We start from the raw sequence: 16,236 nt of genomic DNA, 5'->3' as shown, positions 1-16,236 counted from the left end.
TCGCGGGCAAACCCGCTTTCACACAAGCTGCGCCACCTTCAAGGTCGGTGATAATCCGGTGGGTGCGAGTCTGCCCGCGAAGAAGGCAACTCAGCCTGCCCAGGCTGGTGTTGCCCGAGCCACCAGTGCCACGGCATCCACCCCGCGCGGCAATGCGCCATACACCCGCCCGCCACCGGCCAACCGGCTACCGATGAACGCATCGCTGACCACGGCATTACCCGCCTCCAGCAGCAGCTTGGCCTGCAGCGCCAGGGCGATGTCCTCGGTCAGCTGCCGTGCCCGGTACTGGATATCGCTGGTATCGGCAAACGCCCCTTTGAGGTTGCCGATATGCGCGGCCAGGCGTGGGTCACCATGCCCGTCGCCTAGCTCGGCGAACAGAGCATCGAGCACCCCAGGCTCCTTGGACAACGCGCGCAACACGTCCAGGCATTGCACGTTACCCGAGCCCTCCCAGGTCGAGTTGACCGGTGCTTCGCGGTACAGCCGCGGCAGGATGCTGTCTTCGACGTAACCCGCACCGCCCAGGCACTCGGCGGCCTCGTTGATCATTGCCGGCGCCCGCTTGCAGATCCAGTACTTGCCCACTGCCGTGACCAGCCGCGCGAAGTGCGCCTGCTGCGGGTCGTCGAGCTGCTCCAGGGCTTGCCCCATGCGCAGGCTCAGGGCCAGCGCCGCCTCGCTTTCAAGGGCCAGGTCGGCCAGCACGTTCTGCATCAGTGGTTGTTCGTTCAGCACCCGGCCACCGACCTTGCGATGGGCACAGTGGTGTGCAGCCTGAGTCAGCGCCTGACGCATCAGTGCGCTGGAGCCGACCATGCAGTCGAAGCGGGTCATGGCGACCATCTCGATGATGGTCGGCACGCCGCGCCCCTCCTCGCCGACCATCCACGCCAAAGCACCACGAAACTCGACTTCGCTGGAGGCATTGGAGCTGTTGCCCAGCTTGTTCTTCAGGCGCTGGATGTAGAACTGGTTGCGGCTGTCATCGGGCCGGTGGCGCGGCAACAAAAAGCAGCTCAGGCCTTTGTCGGTCTGCGCCAGGGTCAGGAAGGCGTCGCACATTGGCGCCGAGCAGAACCACTTGTGCCCGACCAGCTCGTAGGGCTGCCCCGGGCCGGCGCTGCCGACCGGGTAAGCGCGCGTAGTATTGGCGCGCACATCGGTGCCACCCTGTTTCTCGGTCATGGCCATGCCAATTGTCACCCCGGCCTTGTGCCGGTCGCCGACATTGCGCGGGTCGTACTCGCAGGCAAGGATCTTCGGCAGCCAGTATTCGGCCAGCTCGGGCTGCAGCCTGAGCGCGGGCACGGCAGCGAAGGTCATGGTCAGCGGGCAGCCGCTACCGGCTTCGGCCTGGCTGTGCAGGTAGGTCATCGACGCCCGCGCCACATGGGCTCCAGGCCTAGGCTCGGCCCAGGGCAATGAAGGCAGGCCGTGTTCGACGGCGGTGCGCATCAGCTCGTGATAGGCGGGGTGAAACTCGACCAGGTCGATGCGATGGCCGTAGCGGTCATGGCTGCTGAATTCCGGCTTGTGCGCATTGGCCAGGAAGCCTGCGGCCATCAGCGGCCCGCCCGCCAGGGCGCCATAGGCGTCGATCCGCGATTCGGCCCAACCGGCCCCGAAGCGCCGTGACCACTCCTGCAATGGCAGGTCGAGGCGATAGAGGTTGGCACCGTCGAGTGGCGGCGGCTGGTTGGTGACTTCGTGGGTTTCAGCGTACTGGTGCAGGTTCATCGGGAGCTCCTGGATCCGGGCATGCCTGAAAGGCCCAGTGAAGCACTCCCTGCGGGTCAGTCAAAGTGACATTAATGACTAAACATGTGGCGAGGGGGGAGACTCAGGTCTACCAAGGGCTCGCCACAAGGTCTCACAGGCGCCAAGCCCTCAAGGCATGCACCTAGAACCGCGTAACCCCCGAAACAGCTCTGCCCGGCGGCATCTGCACCTGGGCAATGGCCACATTCAAGGTCAGCTCAAACCGGCTCCCTAGCCCCCGCGTCGACTCATGAGACAGCTTGCCACCAAGCAACTCGGCGAGCTGCCGGCAGATCGACAAGCCAATACCCAGTCCGCCATAGCGCCGGGTCATCGAACCGTCGACCTGGAAGAACCGCTGGTAGAGGATCGCCTGGTCCAGGTCGTCGAAACCGATGCCGCTGTCGCTGATGGTAAAACTCAACGCGAGGCTTTCAGGGCCAAGGCGGCGACCGCGAACCTGCACCATCACCCCACCCTGGTGCGTGAACTTCAGGCCGTTGTCTACCAGGCAGCCCAGGCAGCGCGCCACTTTCTGCGCATCGCCCAGCAACTCGTCCGGCAACTCGGCGGGGATGTCCAGGCTCAGGTACAAGCCCTTGCCCAAGGCCGTTCCGGCATAGCCGGCACGCAGGTCCTGCAATGTGCGCCGCAAGCTGAACGGCATGGCCTGCGGGCGCATGCGGCCAGCCTGCAGTTCGGTCAGGGTGAGAATGTCGTCAACCATGTCCATCATGTCCTGGGCCGAACCGACCGCTGTGCGGTGGTACTGGGCCATCTCGGCACTCATGGGCAACGTGTGCATCAGTTCGAGCGAGCCGATCACGCCATTCATCGGCGTACGCAGTTCGTGGGTGACGGTGGCGAGGAATTCGTCTTTGAGGTGGTTGCTTCTGGCCAGTTGCTGGTTCATCTGCTCCAACGCCAGGCCTGTATCACGCAGGGTCTGCGCCTGCTGTTCGCGCATGCTGTTGATGCGATCAGCCAGGGCCAGCGACAGCAACGCGACTTCCAGCGCCGAACCCAACTGGCTGGCGTACATGGTGATGAACAGGTTGGGCAGGTAACCCAGCACCATCAGGGTGTTGACCAGCCCACCGAGCAGAAACGCGGTCCAGGCAATGATGAACCAGCGCGCCACGCGCAAGCCACGTACCCAGGCATACAAGCCGGCGGCAAAGATGCTTACGGTGAACAGCAAAGCCAGTACCGTGGCCATGCGCAAGGCGATGCCGTAGCGCATGCTCACCGACAGCACCATCACCAGCACGCCACCCAGCATCAGGAACTGCAGCAGCCGGTCCAGGCCGCGGCTGATATTGCCCAACTGCAGGAAGTGACGTGCGAACTGGCAACCGAACAGGCCCGCAGCGCCAATGAACAAAGGCGTTGCGGCGTTGGCCCACCACGGGCTGTCCGGCCAGAAATAGGCGACTCCCGCCCCGTTGACCGAAACCTGATAAAGGCCGAACGAGGCAATGTAGAGGATGTAGTAGAGGTAACTGACGTCACGCACGCTGAGGTAGATGAACAGGTTGTACACCGCCATCACCAGCAGCACGCCGTAGATCATGCCCAGCACATAAAGGCGGGTCGGCTGATCTTCCATGTAGGCCTCGGCGGACCACAACGCCAGCGGTGCCTGCACCGAACCCTGACTGTGCAGGCGCAGGTAGGCGGTGGTCGACTGCCCCGGCTGCAGGGGTAGTTCAAACAGGTAATTGTTCTGGCGTATCTGGCGGCTGTCGTAGGGCAAGGCGTCGCCGGTACGCTGGGCCAGGCGGAACTCGCCATCGCTGCCCGGCAAGTACAGCTCGATATGGTCCATAGGCGGGTATGCCAGCTCCAGCAACCACTGACGTGGCAATGCATTGGCAGAGGCGACGTAGTGCAGGTCGACCTTGAGCCAGAACACCGAATTCGAGTAGCCGGCGTTCAGCACATCCTCGCGATGCGTGCGGAAACGGCTGGCGAAAATGGGCGCGCTGACCTGGGCGATGCTGGCGCTGCCATCACGGTCCTCGTAGACCTGCATGACTTTGCCCAATGGAAGGTGCCGGGTCGCCTCGTCGAATTCGACGGCTCCAGCCAGCGCGGGCAGCAAGCCCAGAAGCATGATCAGCAAATAGCGCATACAGCCCCAGCATGGCCTGTCCGGTCGCGTCGCGATGGCCTCCAATCCTTTTGAGACGACGAAATCCGGCAGAGCCCGTTTGTCGAGTTATCCGAGCACTCTAGCATAGCTTTCAACCCTGGCGATGGGCCACTTCAATTTTTGGGTAAAAGCCTCTAAATCAATGCTTTCAGAGGTAATTGCCAATAAAATTTGACCGCTCGATCAACAAATCTCGTTTGTAGGACGATCCGCACAAATGGGTTTGGTGGTAAGCTCGCCGACCATGAATACCTACAGCTCCCGCCCCGTTGTCCTCTGTCTCTCCGGCCACGACCCAAGTGGCGGCGCCGGCTTGCAGGCAGATATCGAAGCCCTGATCGCCCAAGGCTGTCACGCTGCACCTACCGTGACCGCCCTGACCGTGCAGGATACCGTCAACGTTTCCGACTTCCGCGTGCTCGACCGCGAATGGGTCCTGGCCCAGGCCAATGCCGTGCTGGCCGACTCCACGGTCGCCGCCGTGAAGCTGGGCATGCTCGGCTCGATCGGCATGGTCGACACCGTCGCCGAGCTGCTCAGTGCCCACCCGCACCTGCCGCTGGTCTGCGACCCGGTGCTGCGTGCCGGTGGCGGTGGCCGCCTGGGCAAGGACGAAGTTGGCTATGCCCTGCGCGAACGCCTGCTGCCGCTGGCGACCATCGCCACGCCGAACCTGCCAGAAGCGCGCATCCTCGCCGAACTGCCTGACGGCACTGCCGACGAGTGTGCCGAAAAACTGTTGCCGTTCTGTAGACACCTGCTGATTACCGGTGGTCACGGCGACGAGGACGAAATCCACAACCGCCTGTACAGCCGCGACGGCCAGAGCCACACCTGGACCTGCCAGCGCCTGCCGGGCAGCTATCATGGCTCGGGCTGCACCCTGGCCAGCGCCCTGGCCGGTCGCCTGGCCCTTGGCGAGCAACTGCAAAGCGCGGTGAAAAGCGCCCTGGATTACACCTGGCGCACCCTGCGCGACGCCGAGCAGCTGGGCAAAGGCCAGTTCGTCCCGCGCCGCCTGCCCCTGGATTTCTGCTCCTGATACGAGGCTTTCAATGAAGCTACGCGGTCTGTACGCAATCACCGACAGCCAGCTGCTCGCCGGCCGTTTCCTGTCCCACGTCGAAGCCGCGCTGGAAGGCGGGGTGTGCCTGCTGCAGTACCGCGACAAGAGCGACGACGCCGCCCGCCGGTTGCGCGAGGCCGAAGCGCTGATGAAGCTTTGCGAGCGTTATGGCACACAACTGATCATCAACGACGATGCCGAACTGGCCGCGCGCCTGGGTGTCGGCGTGCACCTGGGCCAGACCGATGGCCCGCTGACACCGGCTCGCGCGCTGCTCGGCCGCCAGGCAATCATCGGCTCGACCTGCCACGCAAACCTCGAGCTGGCCGCCCAGGCCGCCAGCGAAGGTGCCAGCTACGTGGCCTTCGGCCGCTTCTTCAATTCCGTCACCAAACCGGGTGCGCCGGCCGCCAACGTCGACCTGCTGGAGCAGGCCCGTGCCCAGGTGAAACTGCCGATCGCCGTGATCGGTGGTATCACCCTCGACAACGCCGCCCCGCTGATCGCCCATGGTGCCGACCTGCTGGCGGTGATCCACGGCCTGTTCGGTGCCGACAGCGCGCAGGAAGTCACCCGCCGCGCCCGCGCCTTCAACGCCCTGTTCGCTTCCTGATTTCGAGAGAAGATCCCATGTCCCGTTCCGAAGACCTGTTCGCCAAAGCCCAGAAACACATCCCAGGCGGCGTCAACTCGCCGGTCCGCGCTTTCAAGAGCGTCGGCGGCACTCCGCTGTTCTTCAAGCATGCCGAAGGTGCCTACGTCGTCGACGAAGATGACAAGCGCTACGTCGACTATGTCGGCTCGTGGGGCCCGATGATTCTCGGCCACGGGCACCCGGAAGTACTGGACGCCGTGCGTAACCAGTTGCAGCACGGACTGTCCTATGGCGCGCCGACTGCGATGGAGACCGAGATGGCCGACCTGGTCTGCTCGCTGGTGCCATCGATGGAAATGGTACGCATGGTCAGCTCCGGCACCGAAGCGACCATGAGCGCCATCCGTCTGGCCCGTGGCTATACCGGCCGTGACGCCATCATCAAGTTCGAAGGCTGCTACCACGGGCACTCCGACAGCCTGCTGGTAAAAGCCGGTTCCGGCCTGCTGACTCAAGGCGTGCCGAGCTCGGCAGGCGTACCGGCGGACTTCGCCAAGCACACCCTGACCCTGCCGTTCAACGATATCGCCGCCGTCGAGAAGACCCTGGCCGAGGTCGGCCAGACCGTGGCCTGCATCATCGTCGAACCGGTGGCTGGCAACATGAACTGCGTGCCACCGGCGCCTGGCTTCCTCGAAGGCCTGCGCGAGCAGTGCGACAAGCATGGCGTGGTGCTGATTTTTGACGAAGTGATGACCGGTTTCCGCGTTTCGCTGGGCGGCGCCCAGGGTTACTACGGGATCAAGCCGGACCTGTCGACCTTCGGCAAGATCGTCGGTGGTGGCATGCCGGTGGGCTGCTTCGGCGGCAAACGCGAAATCATGGGCTGCATCGCCCCGTTGGGCCCGGTCTATCAGGCCGGTACGCTGTCGGGCAACCCGCTGGCAATGGCCGCTGGCCTGACCACCCTTAAGCTGATCAGCCGCCCTGGCTTCCATGACGAATTGAGCGCCTTTACCAGCCGTATGCTCGACGGCCTGCAGCAGCGCGCCGATGCCGCGGGCGTGCCGTTCGTCACCACACAGGCGGGCGCCATGTTCGGCCTGTATTTCAGTGGTGCCGACGACATCGTCACCTTCGACGATGTGATGGCCAGCGACGCCGAGCGCTTCAAGCGCTTCTTCCACCTGATGCTCGACGGTGGCGTGTACCTGGCGCCGAGTGCGTTCGAGGCGGGCTTCACGTCGATCGTCCATGGGGAGAAAGAGCTGCAGATCACCTTGGATGCTGCTGAAAAGGCCTTCGCCGCACTGAAGTAATGCAATAACTGTGTCGGCCTCTTCGCGGGCAAGTCGAGGCGCCGAACCGCCGCTCCCACAGAGGCCGGCACAGGCAATAAAAGGTCCTGCACAATCAGTTATCCTCCCCACCCGGACAGAATTTCGCGTAAAACTTTGTAAGGTTGGCGCTGCTTATCCCATAATGTGCCACCAGAGACATTGGCCGCAGCTTTGCAGAGGTAAGTCGATCCCCATGAACCGCACCGGCCGCGCCCTGACCTTGGGCTGCCTGTTGCTTCTTCAGCCCCTGCTGGCCCTGGCGGAGGGCGGTAACTCGTTGCTGATTCCGGCAACGGGGCGCTGCACGCTCAATGTTCAGCCAGAAGACCTGCAGAACGCGCTGAAAGCCTGCGAGGAAACAGCGGCGACCGGGGACGCCCAGGCACAGTTCGAGCTGGGCGAGTATTACTACACGCTGACGCCGAAAGACCTGAAAAAGGCCCTGGACTGGTTCGAAAAGGCCTCGCTGCAAGGCCACGCCGAAGCCCAGTACCGCCTTGGCGCCATGTTCTTCCATGGCGAAGGGGTCAAGGCCAACAACGTGCAGGCCTATATCCTGCTGAAGATGGCCGCGGTGAACGGCGCCGAAGATGCGCTGGACATGGCCGACGAAGTCTCCGAGCAGATGCCGCGCGACGAACTGGAGCACGCCACCCAGGTACTCGGCCAGATCTTCCGTAAATACCTGCTCGAACTGCAGAACGCCGAAGGGCGCACGCCGTTCTCGCCACTCCCCTGAGCCTTACTTCTCCGGCATCGGCATGGGGAACGGCATCACGTTGCCGCTGGCCTTGGCCTCGCTGATCTTGGCCGTACCCAGGCGTTCTACCTCATCGATGCGCACGATCGAATGCATCGGCACGAAGCTGCGGATCACCCCTTCGAACTGGTTCTTGAGTTTTTCTTCGCTCGGGTCGACCACCACCTGGGTGCGCTCGCCGAAAACGAACGCTTCGATTTCCAGAAAACCCCACAGGTCGCTCTGGTAGATCTGCTTGGCATACATCTCGAAGACCTGCCCCTGGTTGAGGAAGATCACTTTATAAATGGCGGGTTCGCGTTTGCTCATGTTCGGCGGGTTAACACATGCGTAAGAAATGGCGCGCATGATACCTGTTCCGGCCGCTTCGCGGGCAAACCCGCTCCCACAGGTTATCCGCAGCCCTCAGGGTGGCGCAGTAGCTGCGGGAGCAGGCTTGCCCGCGAAGGGGCCGGAACAGGCAGTACAGACCGTTGAACGTTTCAGTGCTTTCGCCACTGCCCTTCAAGGGTTATTCTTGAGTTCAACTCCATCGCCGTCGAGCGGCTAAAAACGACCTTGAACGCACCCATACAACCCCATCGCTTCATCCTCGAACCCTTCGAGGCCCACCGTTTCGCCAACTTGTGCGGCCAGTTCGACGAGCACCTGCGCCTGATCGAACAACGCCTGGCTATCGAAATCCGCAACCGCGGCAACCAATTCGAGCTGATCGGCGAACCCAAGACCACTTCCGCTGCAGAGCAACTGTTGCGCCGCCTCTATCGCGAGACCAAGGCCAACGACCTGTCGCCAGAAACCGTGCACCTGTATCTGCAGGAGTCGACGGTCGAAAACATCGACAATCCGGCAGTCAACGAGGTCAGCGTCTCGCTGCGCACACGCAAGGGCAATATTCGCCCGCGCGGCGTCAACCAGCAGCGCTACGTCAAGGAAATCCTGGCCAACGACATCAATTTCGGCATCGGCCCGGCCGGTACCGGCAAGACCTACCTTGCCGTAGCCTGCGCCGTCGATGCCTTGGAGCGCGAGCAGGTTCGCCGCATCCTGCTGGTCCGCCCGGCAGTCGAGGCGGGCGAAAAGCTCGGCTTCCTGCCGGGTGACCTGGCACAGAAGATCGACCCGTACCTGCGCCCGCTGTACGACGCGCTGTACGAAATGCTCGGCTTCGAGCACGTGGCCAAGCTGATCGAGCGCCAGGTGATCGAGATCGCCCCGCTGGCCTACATGCGTGGCCGCACTCTGAACAACAGCTTCATCATCCTCGACGAGAGCCAGAACACCACCCTCGAGCAGATGAAGATGTTCCTTACCCGCATCGGCTTCGGCTCGACAGCGGTGATCACCGGCGACATCACCCAGGTCGACCTGCCACGTGGCACCAAGTCGGGCCTGGCCCATGTGATCGAGGTGCTCAGGGACGTACCGGGTATCAGTTTTACCCACTTCCAACCCAAAGATGTGGTTCGTCACCCACTGGTACAGCGTATCGTCGAAGCCTACGACCGTTTCGAAGCCCGTCAAGCCAAGCCTGAGGCCAGCAACAAAGATGCTTGAACTTGACCTGCAACGGGCCACGGATGCCGCCGCCCCTGACGATGCTGCTTTCCGCCGCTGGTGCGAACTGGCATTGCGCCAGCGCACGGCCGACTCGGAAATGACCATCCGTCTGGTCGACGAAGCCGAAGGCCGCGAACTCAACCACACCTACCGGCACAAGGACTACGCGACCAATGTGCTGTCGTTCCCGGCCGATGTACCCGACAACCTGCTCGACATTCCGCTGCTGGGCGACCTGGTGATCTGCGTGCCGGTGGTAGAGCGCGAGGCCGCCGAACAGGGTAAATCGCTGGAAGCGCACTGGGCGCACCTGGTCATCCACGGCTGCCTGCACCTGCTCGGCTACGACCACATCGATGACGATGAGGCCGAGGAAATGGAAGCGCTGGAACGGGAATTGCTGGCAGAACTGGGTCACCCCGACCCCTACGCCGACGATGAAAACGAACTTCTCACACACTGATACACCAAGGATCACGAGAACCGCCATGAGCGAAGATCGATCGAGCAACGGGCAGAAGTCCTGGCTGGGTAAACTGACCCAGGCTTTTGCCCATGAGCCGAAAAACCGCCAGGAGCTCCTTGAGCTGCTGCGCGAAGCCCATCAGAACAAGCTGCTCGACAGCGAAGCGCTGACCATCGTCGAAGGTGCCATCCAGGTCGCCGACCTGCAGGTTCGCGACATCATGGTCCCGCGCTCGCAGATGATCAGCATCAAGGCGACCCAATCGCCGCGCGAGTTCCTTCCGGCCGTCATCGACGCCGCCCACTCGCGTTACCCGGTGATCGGCGAAAGCCATGACGATGTGCTCGGGATCCTGCTGGCCAAGGACCTGCTGCCGCTGATCCTCAAAGAGAACGGCGACAGCTTCAACATCAAGGACCTGCTGCGCCCGGCCACTTTCGTGCCGGAGTCCAAGCGCCTGAATGTGCTGCTGCGCGAGTTCCGCGCCAACCACAACCACATGGCCATCGTCATCGACGAATACGGCGGCGTGGCAGGCCTGGTGACCATCGAAGACGTGCTGGAACAGATCGTCGGTGACATCGAGGACGAGCATGACGTCGAGGAAGACAGCTACATCAAGCCGTTGCCAAGTGGCGACTTCCTGGTCAAGGCGCTGACCCCGATCGACAACTTCAACGAGTTCTTCGACAGCGAGTTCTCGGATGACGAGTTCGACACTGTCGGCGGCCTGGTGATGAGTGCCTTCGGCCACCTGCCCAAGCGCAACGAGACCACCGAGATCGGCGCCTACAAGTTCCGTATTCTCAATGCCGACAGCCGGCGGATACACTTGCTGCGCCTGACTCCGATCACCCGCTAAGGACAAACATGCGTTGGATCACCCGCCCCGGCTGGCCCGGTAACCTGCTGGCCCTGGCGGCCGGCGCATCGACCCTCCTGGCCCTGGCGCCGTTCGACATCTGGCCACTGGCCCTGCTGTCCATCGCCCTGCTCTACCTCGGCCTGCGCGAGCTCAGCCCGCGCCAGGCCATGTGGCGTGGCTGGTGGTTCGGCTTCGGCCTCTACGGCGCAGGCACCTGGTGGATCTACGTCAGCATGAACACCTACGGCGGCGCCTCGCCGCTGTTGGCGATCGTCTTGCTGCTGGCGTTCTTCGCCGCCCTCGCCTGGTTCTTCGCCTTGCCCACCTGGTTGTGGGCGCGCTGGTTCAGGCGTAATGAGGCGCCCCTGGCCGACGCCCTTTGCTTCGCCGCCCTATGGCTGTTGCAAGAGGCCTTCCGTGGCTGGTTCCTCACCGGTTTCCCTTGGCTATATGCCGGTTACAGCCAGCTGGATGGCCCGCTCGCAGGCCTGGCGCCGCTGGGCGGTGTGTGGCTGATCTCCTTCACCCTGGCGCTGAGTGCCGCGCTGCTGTGCAACCTGCACCGCCTGCGCGAACGCCCATCATTCCTCGCGGTCGCTGCGGTATTGCTGCTGGCGCCCTGGGTGATCGGCACGGCCCTCAAAGGCCACGCCTGGACCACGCCTGCCGGCGACCCACTCAAGGTCGCGGCCCTGCAGGGTAATGTCGAACAAGACCTGAAGTGGGACCCGGCGCACATTGATGCGCAGCTGGCGTTGTACCGCGACATGAGTTTCAGCTCCCGGCCTGTCGACCTGCTGGTGTGGCCGGAAACTGCCGTACCAGTGCTCAAGGACCAGGCACAGGGTTATATCGACGTGATGGGGCGCTTTGCCGCCGACCGGCATTCAGCGCTGATCACCGGCGTGCCGGTGCGTGAAGTGGTGCATCATCAGCGCCGCTACTACAACGGCGTCACCGTGACCGGCGAAGGCGACGGTACCTACCTCAAGCAGAAACTGGTGCCGTTCGGCGAGTATGTGCCCCTGCAGGACATGCTTCGCGGTGCGATCGAGTTCTTCAACCTGCCGATGTCGGACTTTGCCCGCGGCCCCGCGGACCAGCCACTGCTGCAGGCCAAGGGTTACCAGATTGCGCCGTTCATCTGCTACGAAGTGGTCTACCCCGAGTTCGCTGCAGGCCTGGCAGCACGCAGCGACCTGCTGCTGACCATCAGCAACGACACCTGGTTCGGTACCTCGATCGGCCCACTGCAGCACCTGCAGATGGCACAGATGCGTGCATTGGAGGCCGGCCGCTGGATGATCCGCGCCACCAACAACGGCGTGACGGCACTGATCGACCCGTTTGGCCGGATCACCGCAGAGGTGCCGCAGTTCCAGCGCGCAGTGCTGTATGGCGAAGTGGTGCCGATGCAGCAGCTGACGCCTTACCTGCAGTGGCGGTCGTGGCCGCTGGCTATTCTCTGTGTGCTGTTGCTGGGCTGGGCGTTGCTGGCCGGCAGGATTGCAAAAACAGTCTGAGCCGCCGCACACCGAGCGTGTAGGAGCGGCCCTTTCGCGACACAAGGCTGCTCCTACAACAACCACGCAGGCCGCGAGTCAGTAAAACAACCGATACCCCACCCATCCAGCCGCTTCATTGAGCAACTGGCCGCTCTGCCACATGGCTCGGCTCTCCGGCAGCAACCCGCCGAACGGCCGCGCATGATCGCGCCCCAAGAACCCGACCGGCGCTGGCACCACCTCAAACCCGGCCCGCTCGAAGCTCCAGCGCGAGCGCTGCATGTGCCACGCCTGAGTCACCAGCACCACCCGGCGTATGCCCAACGGCTGCAACACTTTGGCGCTCAACTGGGCATTTTCCCAAGTCGTGCGGCTGGCCTCTTCCTTCCACTTCACCTGCACCGCGAAATCCTCGCGAAGGCGGTCCGCCATCAGCTGCGCCTCGCTTGGCGGCGTACCGTAATGCAAGCCACCACTGGTCAGCACTGGCAACCCCGAGGCTTTCGCCAGCCGCGCGGCAAAACGCATGCGCTCGAGTGCAGTAGCCGTGGGCTGATCACCACCACCCCAGGCCGGATCGCCCCGCTCACGCCCAGCACCCAGCACGACGATGGCATCCGCCCTGCTGGCCAAGCCCGCCCAGTCGCTTGTCGGCAAAGGCGGCACGGTCTCCAGCAGGTGGGCAGACTGCTGCACCACCAGCGGCAAGCTCATCAACCACAGGCCACCCAACCCCATGGCAAAACACAGTGCAGCCAGCTGCGGCCGGCGGCGGCGCAACCACCACGCCGCAAGCAGCAGCAGAAACAGGATGCCAGGCGGCATCAGCCATTGTTTGATGAAAAAACGGATCGGCATCGACACACCTCCATGGAAGGCGTGCAGCCTATAGAGGATCGGCGCCGGTCAACAAGTGTGAACCGGCGCCGATCGTGGGAAGTGTGTTGTAGAACCGGCGCGCTAAGCCAGCGCCTGGCGTCCTGAACGGCTAGCGATGCGGCAGCGTCCTGGATCTCGCCGAGTTGGCGGGGCGTTTCTTGTCCTTGAGCCAGATAATCTTGGCCGTTGCCGGTTCCGCTTGTGGGAAACTTCCGGCGCAGGCATTGCGGCGTTCCGGGAGGGAATCCAGGTAAGCCTTGATCACTTCGAACTCTGCATGGCTCAGGCCACGCAACTCCAGCTCGGCTGGCATCTCGTCGCGTAATCTCACCGAGGTTCTGGCGACTTCCAGTGCCAGGCCAAGACGGTCGATCAGGCGTTCGTAAAGCTCCGGTTTGCTTGCGGGTAGCTGCGTCTCTCCCATCCGTTCACCTCATTGAAGATAAAGAATATCTCCCCCCACACCTGAGCTTAGCGTCGCTGCAAAAAGCAGCCAGATGCCGCGACCAGCGGGCATTCGCAATCAAGGTTTCCCACGATACGCAGCGCTGCTGTATGCTACGGCGTTCACTCTAAATGACACCGGAGTGCCGGACGCAGCGAGGTTCCGCTGCCTGGAACAAGGTCTCTTCTCTCTCAGCAAAAAGTAGCCATGCACGAACAATACACGCCCCGTGATATCGAAGCCGCCGCCCAGAACTTCTGGGACGAGCAACAATCGTTCGCTGTTACCGAACAGCCAGGCAAAGATACCTACTATTGCCTATCGATGTTCCCGTACCCGAGCGGCAAGCTACACATGGGCCACGTGCGTAACTACACCATCGGCGACGTGATTGCCCGCTACCAGCGCATGCTGGGCAAAAACGTCCTGCAGCCGATGGGCTGGGACGCTTTCGGCATGCCCGCGGAAAACGCGGCGATGAAGAACAACGTCGCCCCGGCCAAGTGGACATACGAAAACATCGACTACATGAAGACCCAGCTCAAGAGCCTGGGCCTGGCCATCGACTGGGCACGTGAAGTCACCACCTGCAAGCCGGACTACTACCGCTGGGAACAGTGGCTGTTCACCCGCCTGTTCGAAAAAGGCATCATCTACCGCAAGAACGGGACCGTGAACTGGGACCCGGCCGATCAGACCGTACTGGCCAACGAGCAGGTCATCGACGGCCGCGGCTGGCGTTCGGGCGCGCTGATCGAGAAGCGCGAAATCCCGATGTACTACTTCCGCATCACCGACTACGCCGACGAGCTGCTGGAAAGCCTCGACGAGCTGCCGGGCTGGCCTGAGCAGGTCAAGACCATGCAGCGCAACTGGATCGGCAAGTCGCGCGGCATGGAAGTGCAGTTCCCGTTCGACCAGGCCAGCATCGGCCACGAAGGCACCCTGAAGGTCTTCACCACACGCCCGGACACCCTGATGGGCGCCACCTATGTCGCGGTTGCTGCAGAGCACCCGCTGGCCACCCAGGCCGCCCAGGGCAACCCGGCGCTGCAGGCGTTCATCGACGAATGCAAGAGCGGCAGCGTGGCCGAGGCCGACATGGCCACCCAGGAGAAGAAGGGCATGCCCACTTCCCTGTTCGTCGAGCACCCGCTGACCGGCGAGAAGCTGCCCGTGTGGGTCGCCAACTATGTGCTGATGCACTACGGCGATGGCGCCGTAATGGCGGTGCCGGCCCACGACGAGCGCGACTTCGAGTTCGCCCACAAGTACAACCTGCCGTTCAAGGCCGTGGTACGCACCAGCGCGGGCGATGACGTTGGCAACGAGTGGCTGGCCGCCTATGGCGAGCATGGCCAGCTGATCAACTCCGCCGAGTTCGACGGCCTGGACTTCGCCGGCGCCTTCGACGCCATCGAAGCTGCCCTGATCCGCAAGGAGCTGGGTAAATCGCGCACCCAGTTCCGCCTGCGCGACTGGGGTATCAGCCGCCAGCGTTACTGGGGCTGCCCGATCCCGATCATCCACTGCCCGTCGTGCGGCGACGTGCCAGTACCAGAAGACCAGCTGCCGGTCACACTGCCGGAAAACGTGGTGCCGGACGGCGCCGGTTCGCCGTTGGCGCGCATGCCTGAGTTCTACGAGTGCAGCTGCCCGAAATGCGGTGCCGCGGCCAAGCGCGAAACCGACACCATGGACACCTTCGTGGAATCGTCCTGGTACTTCGCCCGTTACGCTTCGCCGAACTATGAAGGTGGCATGGTCGACCCGAAAGCGGCCAACCACTGGCTGCCGGTCGACCAGTACATCGGTGGTATCGAGCACGCGATCCTGCACCTGCTGTACGCGCGCTTCTTCCACAAGCTGATGCGTGACGAGGGCCTGGTCACCTCCAACGAGCCGTTCAAGAACCTGCTGACCCAGGGCATGGTGGTCGCCGAGACCTACTACCGTGTAGCCAGCAACGGCGGCAAGGACTGGTTCAACCCGGCCGACGTCGAAATCGAGCGCGATGCCAAGGCCAAGATCATCGGTGCACGCCTGAAGACCGATGGCCTGCCGGTGGAAATCGGCGGTACCGAGAAGATGTCGAAGTCGAAGAACAACGGCGTCGACCCACAATCGATGATCGACCAGTACGGCGCCGACACCTGCCGCCTGTTCATGATGTTTGCCTCGCCACCTGATGCGAGCCTGGAGTGGTCCGACTCCGGTGTCGAGGGTGCCAGCCGCTTCCTGCGCCGCGTATGGCGCCTGGCCCAGGCTCACGTCGCCCAGGGCCTGCCGGGCAAGCTGGATGTCGCCGCCCTGGACGACGCGCAAAAGGTCATCCGCCGCGCCATCCACGCTGCGATCAAGCAGGCCAGCACCGACGTGGGCCAGTTCCACAAGTTCAACACCGCCATCGCCCAGGTGATGACCGTGATGAACGTGCTGGAAAAGGCCCCGCAGGCCAGCGAGCAGGACCGTGCCTTGCTGCAGGAAGGCCTGGAAGCCGTGACCCTGCTGCTCGCGCCGATCACGCCGCACATTTCCCACGAGCTGTGGAAACAGCTGGGCCACGACCAGGCTGTCATCGACGCTGGCTGGCCGGCGGTCGACGAGAGCGCCCTGGTGCAGGACAGCATCACCTTGGTGGTGCAGGTCAATGGCAAGCTGCGCGGGCAGGTGGAAATGCCTGCCGCAGCCAGCCGTGAGGAAATCGAAGCCGCTGCCCGCAGCAACGAAAACGTCCTGCGCTTCATTGATGGCCTGACCATCCGCAAGGTCATCGTGGTACCGGGCAAACTGGTCAACATCGTCGCCAACTGATGGCAACGCCCACCCGCGGCCT

General features: G+C 63.2%; 14 protein-coding genes. 9 read left to right on the top strand and 5 right to left on the bottom strand.

The genetic code is table 11. The features are described from left to right. Nucleotides 1-90: 90 nt before the first annotated feature. Together APH27_RS05260 and APH27_RS05255 are read right to left on the bottom strand one after the other, a co-directional pair. Nucleotides 91-1,743 carry an acyl-CoA dehydrogenase family protein gene (locus APH27_RS05260; protein ID WP_027917750.1) on the bottom strand — a complete coding sequence of 551 codons (1,653 nt, stop codon included), beginning with the start codon at nt 1,741-1,743 and terminating at the stop codon, nt 91-93. A 163-nt stretch (nt 1,744-1,906) separates the two neighbouring features. Next, a complete protein-coding gene (locus tag APH27_RS05255) occupies nt 1,907-3,898 on the bottom strand; it encodes a hybrid sensor histidine kinase/response regulator (protein ID WP_060484193.1) in 1,992 nt (663 codons plus the stop codon). 265 nt (nt 3,899-4,163) lie between these two features. Here APH27_RS05255 and APH27_RS05250 point away from each other — a divergent pair, with 265 nt between their 5' ends. From APH27_RS05250 to APH27_RS05235, 4 genes are all read left to right on the top strand, one after another. Beyond that, the gene (locus APH27_RS05250) at nt 4,164-4,961 is read left to right on the top strand and encodes a hydroxymethylpyrimidine/phosphomethylpyrimidine kinase (RefSeq protein WP_027917752.1); all 798 of its coding nucleotides are present in this window, start codon (nt 4,164-4,166) and stop codon (nt 4,959-4,961) included. Between the two features lie 13 nt (nt 4,962-4,974). Further along, nucleotides 4,975-5,598 (top strand): thiamine phosphate synthase, encoded by a 624-nt coding sequence (thiE, locus tag APH27_RS05245; protein ID WP_027917753.1) that lies wholly within the window; start codon nt 4,975-4,977, stop codon nt 5,596-5,598. Nucleotides 5,599-5,615: 17 nt separating this feature from the next. Further along, nucleotides 5,616-6,899 carry a glutamate-1-semialdehyde 2,1-aminomutase gene (gene hemL / locus APH27_RS05240; RefSeq protein WP_027917754.1) on the top strand — a complete coding sequence of 428 codons (1,284 nt, stop codon included), beginning with the start codon at nt 5,616-5,618 and terminating at the stop codon, nt 6,897-6,899. Between the two features lie 214 nt (nt 6,900-7,113). After that, nucleotides 7,114-7,659: a tetratricopeptide repeat protein gene (locus APH27_RS05235; protein WP_060484192.1), complete on the top strand. Its 546-nt coding sequence runs from the start codon at nt 7,114-7,116 to the stop codon at nt 7,657-7,659. A gap of 3 nt (nt 7,660-7,662) precedes the next feature. On the opposite strand, the gene APH27_RS05230 is transcribed toward APH27_RS05235, so the two are convergent. Continuing rightward, entirely contained in the window at nt 7,663-7,989 is a 327-nt protein-coding gene (locus tag APH27_RS05230) for a DUF1820 family protein (RefSeq protein WP_060484191.1), read from the bottom strand. A 249-nt stretch (nt 7,990-8,238) separates the two neighbouring features. On the opposite strand from APH27_RS05230, the gene APH27_RS05225 reads away from it, so the two are divergent. The 4 genes from APH27_RS05225 to lnt are packed head-to-tail and all read left to right on the top strand — an operon-like array spanning nt 8,239 to nt 12,094. Beyond that, nucleotides 8,239-9,237, top strand: coding sequence for a PhoH family protein (locus APH27_RS05225; RefSeq protein ID WP_060484190.1), 999 nt, complete (start codon nt 8,239-8,241; stop codon nt 9,235-9,237). Continuing rightward, a complete protein-coding gene (ybeY, locus tag APH27_RS05220; RefSeq protein WP_060484189.1) occupies nt 9,230-9,703 on the top strand; it encodes an rRNA maturation RNase YbeY in 474 nt (157 codons plus the stop codon). Before APH27_RS05225 ends, ybeY begins: the two co-directional genes overlap by 8 nt. A 25-nt stretch (nt 9,704-9,728) precedes the next feature. After that, a complete protein-coding gene (locus tag APH27_RS05215) occupies nt 9,729-10,568 on the top strand; it encodes an HlyC/CorC family transporter (protein ID WP_027917759.1) in 840 nt (279 codons plus the stop codon). Nucleotides 10,569-10,576: 8 nt separating this feature from the next. Continuing rightward, complete coding sequence (lnt, locus tag APH27_RS05210; RefSeq protein WP_027917760.1) at nt 10,577-12,094, top strand: apolipoprotein N-acyltransferase; 1,518 nt, start codon at nt 10,577-10,579, stop codon at nt 12,092-12,094. Between the two features lie 78 nt (nt 12,095-12,172). Here lnt and APH27_RS05205 read toward each other — a convergent pair whose 3' ends face one another. Beyond that, on the bottom strand, nt 12,173-12,934 hold the full coding sequence (locus APH27_RS05205; protein WP_027917761.1) for a YdcF family protein: 762 nt from the start codon (nt 12,932-12,934) through the stop codon (nt 12,173-12,175). Nucleotides 12,935-13,064: 130 nt separating this feature from the next. Beyond that, on the bottom strand, nt 13,065-13,379 hold the full coding sequence (locus APH27_RS05200) for a hypothetical protein (protein WP_027917762.1): 315 nt from the start codon (nt 13,377-13,379) through the stop codon (nt 13,065-13,067). 228 nt (nt 13,380-13,607) lie between these two features. Between APH27_RS05200 and leuS the strand changes: the two genes are divergently transcribed. Beyond that, nucleotides 13,608-16,214 (top strand): leucine--tRNA ligase, encoded by a 2,607-nt coding sequence (leuS, locus tag APH27_RS05195; protein ID WP_027917763.1) that lies wholly within the window; start codon nt 13,608-13,610, stop codon nt 16,212-16,214. The last annotated feature ends 22 nt before the right edge of the window (nt 16,215-16,236 follow it).

Origin of the sequence: Pseudomonas sp. NBRC 111123, from assembly GCF_001320205.1 — a bacterium.
Lineage (GTDB): Bacteria > Pseudomonadota > Gammaproteobacteria > Pseudomonadales > Pseudomonadaceae > Aquipseudomonas > Aquipseudomonas putida_J.
The sequence above is the reverse complement of the archived record's forward strand: the minus strand, read 5'-3'. Positions and strand labels throughout refer to the sequence as shown.

What these genes read in the sequence shown, in the direction of transcription:
- APH27_RS05260 (WP_027917750.1), bottom strand. Translation starts at nt 1,743, where the DNA reads ATGAACCTGCACCAGTACGCTGAAACCCACGAAGTCACCAACCAGCCG.
- APH27_RS05255 (WP_060484193.1), bottom strand. Translation starts at nt 3,898, where the DNA reads ATGCGCTATTTGCTGATCATGCTTCTGGGCTTGCTGCCCGCGCTGGCT.
- APH27_RS05250 (WP_027917752.1), top strand. Translation starts at nt 4,164, where the DNA reads ATGAATACCTACAGCTCCCGCCCCGTTGTCCTCTGTCTCTCCGGCCAC.
- thiE (WP_027917753.1), top strand. Translation starts at nt 4,975, where the DNA reads ATGAAGCTACGCGGTCTGTACGCAATCACCGACAGCCAGCTGCTCGCC.
- hemL (WP_027917754.1), top strand. Translation starts at nt 5,616, where the DNA reads ATGTCCCGTTCCGAAGACCTGTTCGCCAAAGCCCAGAAACACATCCCA.
- APH27_RS05235 (WP_060484192.1), top strand. Translation starts at nt 7,114, where the DNA reads ATGAACCGCACCGGCCGCGCCCTGACCTTGGGCTGCCTGTTGCTTCTT.
- APH27_RS05230 (WP_060484191.1), bottom strand. Translation starts at nt 7,989, where the DNA reads ATGAGCAAACGCGAACCCGCCATTTATAAAGTGATCTTCCTCAACCAG.
- ybeY (WP_060484189.1), top strand. Translation starts at nt 9,230, where the DNA reads ATGCTTGAACTTGACCTGCAACGGGCCACGGATGCCGCCGCCCCTGAC.
- APH27_RS05215 (WP_027917759.1), top strand. Translation starts at nt 9,729, where the DNA reads ATGAGCGAAGATCGATCGAGCAACGGGCAGAAGTCCTGGCTGGGTAAA.
- lnt (WP_027917760.1), top strand. Translation starts at nt 10,577, where the DNA reads ATGCGTTGGATCACCCGCCCCGGCTGGCCCGGTAACCTGCTGGCCCTG.
- APH27_RS05205 (WP_027917761.1), bottom strand. Translation starts at nt 12,934, where the DNA reads ATGCCGATCCGTTTTTTCATCAAACAATGGCTGATGCCGCCTGGCATC.
- APH27_RS05200 (WP_027917762.1), bottom strand. Translation starts at nt 13,379, where the DNA reads ATGGGAGAGACGCAGCTACCCGCAAGCAAACCGGAGCTTTACGAACGC.
- leuS (WP_027917763.1), top strand. Translation starts at nt 13,608, where the DNA reads ATGCACGAACAATACACGCCCCGTGATATCGAAGCCGCCGCCCAGAAC.